This window comes from Ensifer sp. CCNWLY38, assembly GCF_037120565.1.
Classification (GTDB): domain Bacteria; phylum Pseudomonadota; class Alphaproteobacteria; order Rhizobiales; family Rhizobiaceae; genus Ensifer; species Ensifer adhaerens_H.
This window is the reverse complement of record NZ_JBBBBO010000014.1, coordinates 1-12,829: the sequence shown is the minus strand read 5'-3', so window position 1 is coordinate 12,829 and position 12,829 is coordinate 1. Positions and strand designations below refer to the sequence as shown.

Here is a 12,829-nt window from a genome sequence, read left to right as displayed (position 1 = left end):
CGGGAGGCGTTAGTCCCCCAGAGGGGGTACCGTCGATGCCCGAGGTTTCCGGATGCATCGGAAACGCGAAAAGGCGGCCCGTGGGCCGCCTTCGGGAATAGTTGCCGCCAGGCGCACTCAACCTGCGCCTCGACGCTCAAAGTGCTGCTTTCGCTACCTATTCGGCAGCCAGGCAACCGCGATCTTCAAGCTTCCGACTTCCGCAAAAGAATGACCAATGTCGTCGCCAGGATCATGATGACCGAGATGGCGGCAACGGCCGGATCGAGGTCCAGACGCAGATTGTCCCATATGCGCTTCGGCAGGGTGATGACGTTGACGCCGCTGACGAAGAGCGTGACCGAGCTCTCCTCCCAGGACATGACGAGGCTGACGAACCAGGCCGCAAACAGGCCGAAGCGGATGTTCGGCAGGATGACCCGGAAAATCGACTGCAGTTGCGTCGCCCCGAGATTCCGGGCGGCAAGTTCGAGATTCCTGTCCAATCGACTGAGCGCTCCGAGGATGGCGATCACCGAGAACGGCACGATCATCACCACATGGGAGAGCACCAGCCCGGCGATCGTGTCGAGCAGCCCGATCTGCGCCAGCAGGAAATAAAGCGCGACTGCCGAGGTTACGGGCGGAACGATGATCGGCAGCAGCACCAGACCGATCAGGAAGCGCCCGCTCGCTGGCCGGCGCAGCCAGATGCCGATGCCGAACGCTGCGGCCAGCGCCGTTGCGATCACGCTCGACAGCAATGCGATGAGCGTGCTTGTACCGATGCTCGCCAGCCAGGTGTCCGGGTCGAAGATCGCCAGGTAATGCCTCAGCGAATACTCGCCATCCGGCATCGACAGGAAGCGCTTGGCGGTGAAGGAAAAGGGGATGACGGCGGCGAGCGGCAGCAGCAGGAAGAGCCCGGCCGCGCCGGCAAAGAAACCGCCAAGACGTGATTTGCCAAACATGAGCCACCTACCGCGACATGAGTTGTTCGATGCGCATGACGCGCTGCGACAGCCAGAGGATCGCAAACACGACGACGAGCAGCACGACGCCGAGGGCGGCACCCAGCCCCCAATTGGCCGTCTGGAACATCTGCACGAACACCGATTCCGCCGTCATCACCACCCGCCCGCCGCCGAGGATCATCGGCGTGACGAAAAAACCGAGCGAGAAAATGAAGGTCATCGCCAACGCCGAGAAGACACCGGGCAGCGACATCGGCAGATAGATCCGCCAGAACACACCGAGCGGCCGGCAGCCGAGCCCGAGGGCCGCGAGCAGCACTCGGCCGTCGATCTTGCGCATGACCGAGGCCATCGGCAGAACCGCGAAGGGCACCATGAAGTGGACCATGCCCGTGATAACCGACCAGACGTTCCGGCCGGTTGAAAGCCCGCTGAGACCGAACGCCTCTGCAACGTCGCTTGCAAGCCCGTTGTTGCGAAGGATCACGACCCAGCCGAAGGCCCGTACCAGCACCGAAATCCAGAACGGGATGAAGATGCAGATCTCGATCAACCGGCTGCGACGCGCGCTGCCCATCACCCAGTAATAGGCCAGCAGATAGGCGATCGGTATCGTAATCGCGGTGCTCACCAGGCACACCCAGAATGTCCTCAAGAAAATCGCCCGGAAGTCCGCACCGGTGAAGATGCGGACGTAGTTGTCAAAGCCAAGCTCGGGTCGGGTGACGCTCCAGAGCGTCACCCCGGCAAATGGCAGCACATAGGCAAGTACCAGGATCACCGGCAATGCCCAGAGCATCGCCAGCGATCCGGTTGCACCGAGGCGCCTGACGGGGGCCGAATGCGCCGGCATCATGACGCAGTCATCGCCAGGTACTTTTCGAGCGCCTGGTCGCCGCGGGCAGCATACCAGTCCATGTCCATCAGCACCTGTTGCGACATGTTCTCAGCCGAACTGCAGTCCAGCCGTTTCAGGTCCGCCGGCACGAGGTCGTGAGCAAGCGGATTGGAAGGCCCGCAGCCAAGGCTCCGCAGCAACTCGACCTGGCGCGCGGGATCCTGGCAATAGCGGATGAAGTCCATCGCTCGGGCGGATCCTGCCGGATTGCCCTTGATCACCGCCCAGCCCGATGGCGCAAGAATGCCCTCGGCATAGGTCCAGCTGACGTCGCCGCCGGTGTCTTTTTCCACGAGGTTGGCGCGCGTGTGCCACAACAGGGCCATCGACGCCTCGCCGTCGCGCATCAATTGTTGGCTCTCGGCGCCGGAATCCCAGAAGCTGACGATATGCGGCTTGATCTCGTCGAGCTTGCGGATGGCGCGTTCTTCGTCGAGCGGATAGAGCTTATCCATCGGCACGCCATCGGCCAGAAGCGCTGCCTCCATGCAGCCCGACATCCATTTGTAGAGCGACCGCTTGCCCGGATATTTCTCGACATTCCAGAAATCCGCCCAGGATTTCGGCGGATTGTCGCCGAACTGCTTGGCGTCATAGGCGATGACGTAGCTCAGGAAATAGTTGGCAACGCTGTATTCATAGGCGAAGCCTGCCTGCACCTTTTCGCGGTCGACCACCTTGTAATCGATCGGCTCGATCATGCCTGCCTCGCCCAAAGACTTCGTCGCGCCCGGATCGGCGTCGCAGACGTCCCAGGAGACAGCACCGCTTTCGAACTGCGCCTTCATCGCGCCCTTGGTCGGTCCGGAGCCGTCGATCTTTACCGTCATGCCCTGTTGTTCGGCATAGCTGCCGGTCAGCGCCGTTTCGAAGGCGCCGACCGCATCCCCTCCCCAGTTCGTGATCACCAGTTGGCCATCCGCCGCGCGGGCCGATCGGCCGCCAAGGTGAGGTGCCACGCCAAGCAGAACGAGGCCTGTCAGAAACGTCCGCCGATCGATGCGGCCAGCCAGATGACCGTCTTTTAGGAGTTCGAGGCATTCCGCCTTCAGATCGTTATTCATGTCATTTCCCCTTTTTGTTGTTTGGTTGGCATGCATGGAAAGTTGCGCGTCAGCCGGCGAGCACCCGCCCGTCCAGGTGGCCCCAGCGCACCCAGAGCTGCTCTCCGCGCGTTGGCGGAATACCGAGCGCGTCGCGCGCGGTCGTCAGCGTCAGGCTGGTGCCCTCAGGCGCGCTGCCTTTGACGATGGTCGTTCCGCCTTGAAAGACGACGCCGTCGACGGTCATCGGCAGCAGGTTGTGATCCGCCTGAGGCCGGTCGCGGCAAAGGGTCAGTTTTTCCGGGCGAATGGCGAGCACGGCCGGCGCACCCCCCAGTTGCTCGACGTCGGGCAGCAGTGCCCGCACGCCAAACTCGCCGACATGCGCATGAAACTCACCGGCGACCGCCCGTTGCCGGGAGACCGGCAACGTGTTCATGGTCCCGAGAAATTCGGCGACGAAACGGGAGTTGGGCTCATCGTAGAGTACGCTCGGCCGGTCAAGCTGGACGATGCGGCCGTGATCGAAGATCGCGATCCGGTCCGACATGGCCATGGCTTCCATCTGGTCGTGGGTGACGAACAGGAAGGTCGTTCCCGTCTTGCGATGGATTGCGACCAGTTCGTCCTGCAATTGTTCGCGAAGGTTCTTGTCTAGTGCCGACAGCGGTTCGTCCAAAAGCAGAAGCTCAGGCTCGAACACCAGCGCTCGTGCAAGCGCAACACGTTGCTGCTGTCCGCCTGACAGTGCCGAGGGGCGCTTGTGCTCGTGTCCCCCAAGGCCGACGAGGTCGACCATCCGGGCCACCCGCTGCTCCACTTCGGCCCGCGCCACCTTCCGGACGCGCAGGGAGAAAGCAATGTTCTCGGCAACGGTCAGATGCGGGAACAGCGCGTAACCCTGAAACACCATGCCGAAGTTGCGCTTGTCGGCCGGCGTTGCGCCGATGTCCTCGCCGTTTTTCAGGATAGCCCCTGACGACAGCGGCTCGAAGCCGGCGATCGCGTTCAGAAGCGTCGACTTGCCCGATCCGGATGGGCCGAGAAAGGTGAGGAATTCTCCCTTCTCGATGTCGAGCGAGACGTTTCTCAGAGCTTCGAAAGACCCGAAGGACTTGCAGGCTTTGCGAATGGAAATGTGGGCTGGCATGGCTGCTGCTCCGATCAATCGACGCTGTCGCGGATTAGCGGACTCGTCGAGCAATGGATACCGCCGCCGTTGAGCTGCACCTTGTCGTAGTCGATCTCGAGCACGGTGACGTTGTTGCGGGCAAGCGCCTCGCGTGTGCGATCCGAAAGCCCGCGCGGCATGATCACGCGGCCGGGCGCGATCGCCAGACCATTGACGATCCACGGATTGTCGTCCTCGTTCATCTCGATCGTGCGGATGCCGAGCGCGCGCAGCTTTTCCAGGAACACGAAGGAAAGGCCGCGCGGCCAGATCAGCGCGAGATCGACGTCGATCATCAGGAAATGCCCGTCGATGTGGATGTCGTAGCCGCAGAGATCGACGACCAGCAGCTCGACGCCCTGATACCGCAGGACCTCGGCGATCTGGCTGATGCCGTCGTCGTTGATGCGGATGCCCCGGCCGATGACGGCGGTGCGGCTGTTGAGCCAGGCGAAGCTGCCGCCCTCGGCCATGGCGGTGCCGTGCAGGGTGCGAAGCACCGGCATACCGTGTTTTGCGAGCGTCCGTGTCACCGGAAGCTCTTCGCCATGGCGCATGCGCGGCGCCAGCCGCGGGACGATCGCCCCGCCTTTGACGGCAATGCAGGAGTCACGGGTATAGACGGATTTGAACCGGCCGCGATCGACGCCCTCGACATAGACCACCTCGACGCCTTCGGCGCGCAGCAGATCGGCGAGGCCGTCGTGCTGGGCCTGCAATTCCCCAAGCGTCGGAATGCTATCGCTCTGCCAGTACCAGCCGGTTTCGAGATCGCCATAGGTGCCGATTTCCTCGATCCGCTTGGTGCGGTCGATGACGGAAAACTCGTCGCCCGGGCGGTGCATCAAGACGGTGCGCAGTGTGCCGACATCATTGTCGCAGCCCCAGTTGCGGCCCCACAGTCGGGCGAGCCGCTCCGGTGCCTCGAAGGCCGGCTCGGCAACGGAGCCGAAATACTTGATCGTCGCGGAATAGAGATCTTTCTTCTTGGGTGGTGCGGCGTTCACGTCTGGTCCTCTTTGACTGCGGGCCGGTATTGCACGGCCTCCCGTTTCGATAAAGGAGATGCTAACGGATCGTTTTCCTCCCTCATAACGAATTGATTTCCGCGATAACTTGAGGTTTTCTCAATAATAAATGCGATCAGAGGAGAGATCCGTGTCAAGGTTGCCGCCGCTCAACGCACTGCGCGCCTTCGAGGCCAGTGCCCGAAACAGAAGCCTGACGAAGGCCGCCAATGAGCTTCATGTGACGCCTGGTGCAGTCAGCAAACAGTTCCGGCAGTTGGAGGAGCATTTCGGTTTCGCGCTGGCGACGAAGTCGCGCGACAGCTTCATCCTGACCCCGCAAGGACAGGAGCTCTTTTCCAAGCTCACGCAATCCTTCGAGACGCTCAACGACGCGGTGCTCGGTCTTCAGCGAAACCCGATCGCCGGTCGCCTCGCGGTGCGCTGCATGCCGGCCTTTGCAACCCGTTGGCTCGTGCCGCGGCTCGGAAAATTCTACGAGCGCTACGAGCGCGTCGAACTGCAGATCCTCTCCATGCCGGAATGGGGCGAGCCCTTTCCGGACGGCCAGGCGGACCTTGCGATCATGTTTGGCGATCCGGCGGCCGCCAAAGGGGAGACGACACTGCTCAAGCAGATGGAGTTCTTTCCGGTCTGCAGCCCGATCCTCCTCAACCGGGACGGCGACATCAAGCGGACCAGGGACCTGACCCGCCACGTCCTAATCGACGGCGTCGGATCCACCCACTGGAACGACTGGTTCCGTCACCACGACCAGGAGATACCCGCCACGGTTCGCCGGTTGAGCTTTGAGGATTTCAATCAGAACCTCGCGGCGGCACGCTGCGGAATTGGCATTGCGATGGGAGACAACATCACGGCTAGCGAAGAGCTTGCCCAAGGTGCACTCGTCCGCCCGCTCAAAGGTTTCATAAAATCGGCGACGAAGGGCTACTACGTCATCACGCAAAAAAACCGGGACCATTCCCCGCTCGCCAAGGTGTTCATCGATTGGGTGGTCAACGAAGCCCAGGCCACAATAGAATTTGCCTGAGGGAATGGAGCAACGGCCAAATCGCCCCAAACGAGCCTACGCGTCGGTTGCGCGTGCTGGACTGAGCACTCGGACGATTGAGCAACGACGCAACTGGCGCCATAGTGCTCCCGGATTTTTCGGGAGGAAGCGACATGCATGAATTCGCAATTCTTGTCACCATCCTGGGCGTCTTCCTTCTTGGAGCCATGAGCCCTGGCCCAAGCTTTATCGTGGTGTCGCGTATCGCGATCGCCCGGTCACGCGCTGACGGAATAATGGCAGCGGTTGGCATGGGAATTGGCGGCTTTCTATTCGCCTGCATTGCAGTCGCCGGCCTAACAGCGATCCTCCTTCAAGTGGAATGGCTGAGCATGCTGCTCAGGCTCGCCGGTGGCGCGTACCTCGTCTGGATCGGCATCGGTATCTGGCGTGCCGCACCCCAGACGATAGCGATTGCCGATGCGCCCGCAGATCAGCCAAGCACACTGTGGAAGTCGCTGCTGCGGGGCCTTTTCGTGCAGATCTCCAATCCGAAGACGGCCATCTTCTACGCATCCATGTTTGCAGCGCTGCTACCGTCTCCGACGCCCACCTGGATGCTGCTGACGCTTCCGCCACTGCTCTTCATCAACGAGTTCGTGTGGTATGCGATTGTCGCCCTCGGTTTTTCGTCACGTGCGCCGCGGGTCGTCTATCTGCGCTCGAAGACCTGGATCGACCGCGTGGCTGGCGCTGTGGTGGGCGCACTCGGCATCAAACTGATGGCCGATAGCGTGCGAACAATCGGCTAGTGCCGCGATCCGCACTCGGCTCCCCTGGCCACGTTTCAAAGTCGCAGACGTCGGCGTTTCCACCATCGACCGCGTCCTGACTGTGCGGGGTCCGGTGCGCGCCGAAACGGTCGAACGCCCGATCGATAGACAGTGGGTTGTCCAAAGTTTGTGTTGACCGTTTTCGACGGCGCGGCGAAACTTGCAACCGGGAGCGAGGAGGAGGACGAATGATGGCTGAGCCAGACCGCTGGCGCCACATGGCAAGCGCACCGAAAAACGGCAGTCGGATCCTCGTCACGATCCGCCCGTCCGAGCAGGGCACGGCGGAAGTTGACCTCGCCTATTGGTCGAATGGCGATCAGTTCGGTAGAGAAGGCTGGCGCGCTTCCGATTCCTCGCCCGGCCGCATCATCGAATACGCAGAGCCGGAACTGAAATGCTGGATGCCGATGCCCTCGGCCAATATCAACCTCACCTCGATGCCCTTGCCCTGGGAAGGCGATGACGACCAAGAACTGGACGGGTCGGGGATTTAGCAAGACGAAGAGCAAGCAGCAGACCGGCCCACTATCCGTGGTCCGGCAAGCAATCCAGGTCCCCTTATCGGCCGGATTCAGAACCGCTCTATTGGACCCCCATGCGGGGCAGAGGACTTTGCGCCTTCTCCAGTCGCGCATGTCCTTTAATGGCCATCAACGTTCGGGCAATCCTGCTTTCCGCAACCCCTCGGCCATTTGATCTTGCCACCGCGGGATGTTTTGAAACCAGGGAAGCGCTCGATACCGGTCGATAGTAAAGCCTGGCTCGGCCGCCAATAGCTTCCCCGCAGCCCATCGGGCGGTCTCCAAGTCTCCGTTCATCGCCGACCAGGCGGCGAGATGACGGTAGGACCATGTGACGTCCGGATAGGTGTTGACGACCTCATGGGCTATCGCAATCGCCTGTGAAATAGCACCTTCCATGGCCAAGGAAAAGGCCATTCCCAATCTCATGTTGAATGCGAGCGGATCTCTTGGGCTCAGGGTCATCCCCCGCTGGAAGCGTTCCGTTGCCAGATTGGCTTCGTCCTTGTAGATCGCAAGCCAGCCCAGGCGCGCCCATGCCCAGGCATTGTTCGGATCAAGCGCAAGCGCCTTTTCGATAAAGGTGGTGGCGCGCTCCTGGTCGCCGCAGATGCTCAATGCCGCACCGGCGGCAGTCAGGGCGGTCGGATCGTCGCCGATCGAACCTACAGCCTCTACCGCTGCGCGCGCCTTTTCCAGCTCACGTTCCGGTTGCTTGGTCCAAAGGTAGGAGGCGTTCGAGGCGTGGCACCACGCCAGAAGTGCATGGGCGCGGCCATAACCGGGATCAACGGCAATCGCTTGCCGAAGCAGCTCGATCGCCTGGTTGTTGGTGTCCTTGCGGCGGCCCCAGAGGTTCGGGTAGGCGCGCATGACGAAATCATAGGCCCTGAGACTTGTCGGCGGCCTGCGCCTGGCCAGTTCGATCTCGGCATCGCGGATCGCCGGGTGAATGGCGCCTGCCACCTGCGCCGCAATCCGATCCTGGAATTCGAACATATCTTCGATTGCGCCCTCGTAGCGGTCGGACCAGAACTGGGTCCTTGTCTCCGCATCGACCAATTGCACCGAAATGCGCAGTCGGTCGCCGCCTCGGCGAACGGTGCCCTCGACCACATAATTGACGCCGAGTTCCCTGCCGACCTCGCGCACGTCGACGAAGCGCCCTTTGTAGGTGAACGCGGACTGTCGCGCGATTACAAAGAAATTCCGGACGCACGAGAGCGCGGCGGTGATCTCCTCGACAACGCCGTCCACGAAGTATTCGTCGCCCTGCCCACTGAGGTTGTCGAAGGGCATGACGACGATCGATGGCTGGTCCTTGCCACGACGGGCTGCAAGTGATGGCTCGGACGCGATGTCGCCTTCGACAGCGGTCTCTTGCTGCCAATCGACCCGGAAGACGAAAATTGGCCGTGGGATGTTCTTCAGGTTGCGCTCACCGAGACTGATCAGCGGGAACGGCACTTTCCCATCGAGATGCTCGCGCACCGATGCGGAAATGCAAATGCCTGACGGAGCCGCGATCTCCTGCACGCGTGCCGCGATATTGACGCCGTCGCCGAGTAGGTCGTCTCCGGCCACGACCACGTCACCCAGGTTGATGCCGATGCGGAACTCCAAACGGCGATCGGGTGGGCGCTCTTCTGAGGCACTGGAAAGACGGCGCTGGATTTCGACTGAGCACCGGACGGCCTGGACAGCGCTTGGAAACTCGGCGACAAACCCGTCACCGGCGGTTCCGAAGATACGGCCACCATGCTCCTTCACCACTTCGGCAATCCGGTTACGGCACACATTTAGTGCGGCAAGCGTACCTTCCTCGTCCAGCGCCGCAAGGCGACTGAAGCCAGCAACATCGGCTGAAAGGATGGCTGCGAGCTTTCGATCCACAGCGATGACCGCTCCTGCGACCCACGAAATCGTTGGGCTTGATATGCGCGCATCTTCCCACAATGAGGGATGCTTGTCGCCAGCAAGGACGCAGAAGATGCAGTAACTCAGCATGATGCATCGCCACGCATCTGAACAGACGCATGGCGACGCAGATTTCGGTTACCGCTGCGCGACCGGGCGCACCAGCGGCGTCACGCGTCGGATGGTCACCCGGCGGTTCTCCTCCTCGGGTTCCTGCGAGCGGATTTTCAGGAAGCGCTCACCGTAGCCTTGCGTGACGAGGTTTTCCGCCGGGATGCCGTAGACCTCGGTCAGGAGAACTGCGACCGACTCCGCACGTTCGTCGGAGAGGACCAGGTTCGAGCGGTCAGAACCGACAGCGTCCGTATGCCCTTCGATGAAGAAGGTTTCGCCGGGATCCTTGTCGAGAACCTTCTGCATTGCGTCGGCGACCGTTCGCAGTGTCTTTGCCTGCGACATCGAGACTTCGGCACTTCCCGTCGCGAAGTGGATCGTATCGAGATCGATGCGCCGGACCTTGTCACGCAAGCGGGCCGAATTGCGGACCTCATCGATGGTATAGACGCGCTCGACCCGTTCGACCGGCGGCTCGGACAGGAATTCGTAGTAGTCCCGATCCGGATCTTCCGAGTAATCGACGATGTAGTCATCGACCGGAATCGTCAGACGCATCGGAGGCAGTTCGTAGCCGACGTCGAGGATCGCCGGACGCCGATCCTCCTGATACTCCGGCGCATACATCAGCACATATTCGTTGCCGTCGCCGTCGACGCGCGAGCGCTGCAAGATGTCGCCGTAACGGTCGTAAACAGTGACGATGCGGTAGCCGCCCGGACGGACGATCGTTTCGCGAACGCGGCCGCGCGGAAGCTCGTCGTAGTAGGCCTCCTGCGCATCGTGGCGCAGACGTGGACGATCGTCGCCACGCACGAAGATCTGCTCGCCGACGCCGAGGACGACGCGATCGTCAAACCTCTCGACCACCTGCACCTCGGTCACATCATTGCTCGTGGTGTTGTTGACCGTCGTGCTGTTGATGACCGTATTGTTGATGACGGTGTTGTTGACGATGTTCGTCGTCTCCGGGACCGCGAAGACTGGCGCCGCTTCGACGCGTCGGCCTTCTTCCTTGATCGCGGCCTCGATCCTCTGCGGAGCCGCCTGCCGCACCTCGGCCGGAATCTCCGCCTGGGCCGCAGCGTCGTCGGTCGGCGGCGCTATGTTCTGATCCTGGACGCGCAGCTCTTCGCGCTGCTTGCGCCGAGCCTCGCGCGCCCGGTTGCCCCCGGAGTTATCGGCGTCCTTGTCGCTGTCGAGCACAGCCGCGCCGTTGTCGACCGGAAGCACCACGGTTTCGTCGCTCGCCGCCGGATCCTGGGCAATCTTGCGCTTCTCTTCCTTCGTGCGCTTGTCGACAACGATCGGAGCGGGCTTGCCCTGAGGTTCCTCACCCTGGCGCTGCTCGGCCGTTGCTGGTTGTTCGGCCCCTGGAGCCGGCTGCTGCTCACCCTCGCCTGTCTGCGGCGTCGGCTGCTCTGCTGTGGTTTCGCCTGTCGGTGCGGCACGCTGTTCTAGGGCCTTTTGCTCCTCGGGCTGCTTTCCTTCAGCTTGCTGCTTGCGCTTCTTGGGCAACGGTACCTGCTGTTCCTCGGCCTGCTGAGGGGTGCCCTCCTCTACGGCGGGCTGCCGTCCTTCCGCCTGCTGCTTGCGCTTCCTGGGCGCGGGCACCTGCTGTTCCTGGGCCTGCTGCGGGGTGCCTTCCTCTACGTCGGGCTGCTGGTCTTGGGCCTGCTGCTTGCGCCTCTTGGGCACAGGATTTTGTTGCTCCTCAGCCTGCCGCGGAGCCGCTTCCTCGACACCATCCTGCTGTTCCTCAGCTTGCTGCTTGCGCTTCTTGCGCACCGGAGTTTGTTGCTCTTCGGCCTGTCGCGGAGCTCCTTCCTCTGCACCAGGCTGCTGCTCCTCAGCCTGCTGCTTGCGCTTCTTGCGGACAGGAGTTTGTTGCTCTTCAGCCTGCTGGGGAGCGCTGTCCTCGACGCCAGGCTGCTGTTCTTCGGCGCGCTGCTTGCTCTTCTTGCGCACAGGCGCTTGCAGTTCTTCAGCCTGCCGCGGTGCGTTTTCCTCAGAGCCGGGCTGCTGCTCCTCAGCCTGCTGTTTGCGCTTCTTGCGAACCGGCTCTTCGACCTGGCGCTGCGGCTCCTCGGCTTGCGGTTGCTGCTGTTCTGTCGGCCCTTCCCCGGCGGCATGCTGCTTCTTGCGCTTCTTGAGCAGAAGCAAATCCTCGGGAGACTGCTGGTCGGTCCCTTCCTGCGCTACCTGGAACGGTGCCCTCGGGCTCTCGGCTAGCGCCGGCTGAATCGCGAAAGATACGGCGAAGACGGGCAAGGTCACCGTTGCGAAAAGTTTGGATCGAATCGACATCATCTTTGTTCCTCTTATTGGGAGGTCCCCGCGCCAGTTGCGCTTATCGCCCGCATCAAAGCCGGCAGAACGGCACGCCTGTTCGCGCGCCCCAAGGGGCCATGCCCCGCGGCTCCGACTTTTTTGTGTCAGCCAAAGGCTAGTCCCAACGCCACAGTTCCCGATCGGTTCCGCTTGCAGGCCCATCCCGAAGCTGCTGGCCGCAGGTCGCGCTGTCGTTCGTATTGATCCGAAAGGCGACGATGCGGAGGTCGCTGGCCGAGCGCGCGAGCGTTTCCTCACTGAACGGCATTCCTACGGACATTACTCGTGACGCGAAGCGTAGCGGCTGCCAAGCTCTGGCCCGATGTGGCCGACGAGGCGGGGCGCGCCAATCTTCGCCGCGCCTTGTGGCATCTGCCGCATGGTTGGATAGGCGTGGATGGCGACGAGCTCGTTCTGCAGGCGACGAGCGATTTCACGCGCGCTCGAGAGGTTGCCGCGCGGGCGCTTGGAGGTGAGCCGCGCACGTTCGACGAGATCGGTCTTATCTCGCACGATATTCTTCCGGGTTGGCACGAGGAGGTGGCGACCGATGCCAGCCTGTTCAGCGAAGGAGACGGACCGGAAGACGAATTCTACGCCACGTGGCAAGACCAGCCGCTGCTAACGGGCTCGTCCTATACGCTGTCCTATGAGGCATGGCAGCGACTGAACTATGCCGAGAACCTCTATTATCGGGTCGGAACGACGATAAGCGAGACCGGATGGGAGAATTACATGGTCTCTACGGACGGCTCCGATTGGCCGACCGCACCCTCCATTCGGATCGAGGTTGGGCGTTCGCTTGCGCAAAGGCGCAGCGCTTCAAAGGGTGCAATGGCCTACTGACGGCGCAAACCCGGGAATGAAGATGGGGGGCCATCGGGACCTCGGCGGGCGGGGTATTGTGTGTTGCTTTCGCGTTGGCCGTTCGCTGTGTCTAGAACGTCAAAAAGCCCGCGGACGTTTGTGTCACGCGGGCTTTTGTTTGATTTGGTTGCGGGGGCAGGATTTGAACCTGCGGCC

General features: G+C 62.1%; 11 protein-coding genes. 4 read left to right on the top strand and 7 right to left on the bottom strand.

Annotation, left to right across the window (positions count from 1 at the left end; translation table 11 throughout):
- Positions 1-185 precede the first annotated feature (185 nt).
- Genes V7S54_RS26260 through V7S54_RS26240 form a run of 5 tightly spaced genes read right to left on the bottom strand, consistent with a single transcriptional unit; the run spans position 186 to position 5,072 of the window.
- Positions 186-950 carry an ABC transporter permease gene (locus V7S54_RS26260; RefSeq protein WP_336409228.1) on the bottom strand — a complete coding sequence of 255 codons (765 nt, stop codon included), beginning with the start codon at positions 948-950 and terminating at the stop codon, positions 186-188.
- Positions 951-957: 7 nt separating this feature from the next.
- On the bottom strand, positions 958-1,809 hold the full coding sequence (locus tag V7S54_RS26255) for an ABC transporter permease (RefSeq protein ID WP_336409229.1): 852 nt from the start codon (positions 1,807-1,809) through the stop codon (positions 958-960).
- Positions 1,806-2,915, bottom strand: a complete 1,110-nt coding sequence (locus V7S54_RS26250; RefSeq protein ID WP_336409230.1) for an ABC transporter substrate-binding protein — start codon at positions 2,913-2,915, stop codon at positions 1,806-1,808. Before V7S54_RS26250 ends, V7S54_RS26255 begins: the two co-directional genes overlap by 4 nt.
- Before the next feature lie 49 nt (positions 2,916-2,964).
- Positions 2,965-4,044, bottom strand: a complete 1,080-nt coding sequence (locus V7S54_RS26245) for an ABC transporter ATP-binding protein (RefSeq protein WP_336409231.1) — start codon at positions 4,042-4,044, stop codon at positions 2,965-2,967.
- Between the two features lie 14 nt (positions 4,045-4,058).
- Positions 4,059-5,072 carry a dimethylarginine dimethylaminohydrolase family protein gene (locus V7S54_RS26240; RefSeq protein WP_336409232.1) on the bottom strand — a complete coding sequence of 338 codons (1,014 nt, stop codon included), beginning with the start codon at positions 5,070-5,072 and terminating at the stop codon, positions 4,059-4,061.
- Between the two features lie 151 nt (positions 5,073-5,223).
- Here V7S54_RS26240 and V7S54_RS26235 point away from each other — a divergent pair, with 151 nt between their 5' ends.
- From V7S54_RS26235 to V7S54_RS26225, 3 genes are all read left to right on the top strand, one after another.
- On the top strand, positions 5,224-6,126 hold the full coding sequence (locus V7S54_RS26235) for a LysR substrate-binding domain-containing protein (RefSeq protein ID WP_336409233.1): 903 nt from the start codon (positions 5,224-5,226) through the stop codon (positions 6,124-6,126).
- 134 nt (positions 6,127-6,260) lie between these two features.
- The gene (locus V7S54_RS26230) at positions 6,261-6,899 is read left to right on the top strand and encodes a LysE family translocator (RefSeq protein ID WP_336409234.1); all 639 of its coding nucleotides are present in this window, start codon (positions 6,261-6,263) and stop codon (positions 6,897-6,899) included.
- A 212-nt stretch (positions 6,900-7,111) separates the two neighbouring features.
- Positions 7,112-7,417 carry a hypothetical protein gene (locus V7S54_RS26225; RefSeq protein ID WP_336409235.1) on the top strand — a complete coding sequence of 102 codons (306 nt, stop codon included), beginning with the start codon at positions 7,112-7,114 and terminating at the stop codon, positions 7,415-7,417.
- Between the two features lie 156 nt (positions 7,418-7,573).
- Here V7S54_RS26225 and V7S54_RS26220 read toward each other — a convergent pair whose 3' ends face one another.
- A complete protein-coding gene (locus tag V7S54_RS26220; protein WP_336409236.1) occupies positions 7,574-9,337 on the bottom strand; it encodes an adenylate/guanylate cyclase domain-containing protein in 1,764 nt (587 codons plus the stop codon).
- A gap of 162 nt (positions 9,338-9,499) precedes the next feature.
- Positions 9,500-11,782, bottom strand: a complete 2,283-nt coding sequence (locus V7S54_RS26215; protein ID WP_336409237.1) for an OmpA family protein — start codon at positions 11,780-11,782, stop codon at positions 9,500-9,502.
- Positions 11,783-12,091: 309 nt separating this feature from the next.
- On the opposite strand from V7S54_RS26215, the gene V7S54_RS26210 reads away from it, so the two are divergent.
- Positions 12,092-12,652, top strand: a complete 561-nt coding sequence (locus tag V7S54_RS26210; protein WP_336409238.1) for a hypothetical protein — start codon at positions 12,092-12,094, stop codon at positions 12,650-12,652.
- The last annotated feature ends 177 nt before the right edge of the window (positions 12,653-12,829 follow it).

Bases quoted from the DNA above. Each gene is read 5' to 3' on its own strand.
- V7S54_RS26255 (WP_336409229.1), bottom strand. From the start codon at position 1,809: ATGATGCCGGCGCATTCGGCCCCCGTCAGGCGCCTCGGTGCAACCGGA.
- V7S54_RS26245 (WP_336409231.1), bottom strand. From the start codon at position 4,044: ATGCCAGCCCACATTTCCATTCGCAAAGCCTGCAAGTCCTTCGGGTCT.
- V7S54_RS26230 (WP_336409234.1), top strand. From the start codon at position 6,261: ATGCATGAATTCGCAATTCTTGTCACCATCCTGGGCGTCTTCCTTCTT.
- V7S54_RS26225 (WP_336409235.1), top strand. From the start codon at position 7,112: ATGGCTGAGCCAGACCGCTGGCGCCACATGGCAAGCGCACCGAAAAAC.
- V7S54_RS26215 (WP_336409237.1), bottom strand. From the start codon at position 11,782: ATGTCGATTCGATCCAAACTTTTCGCAACGGTGACCTTGCCCGTCTTC.
- V7S54_RS26250 (WP_336409230.1), bottom strand. From the start codon at position 2,915: ATGAATAACGATCTGAAGGCGGAATGCCTCGAACTCCTAAAAGACGGT.
- V7S54_RS26260 (WP_336409228.1), bottom strand. From the start codon at position 950: ATGTTTGGCAAATCACGTCTTGGCGGTTTCTTTGCCGGCGCGGCCGGG.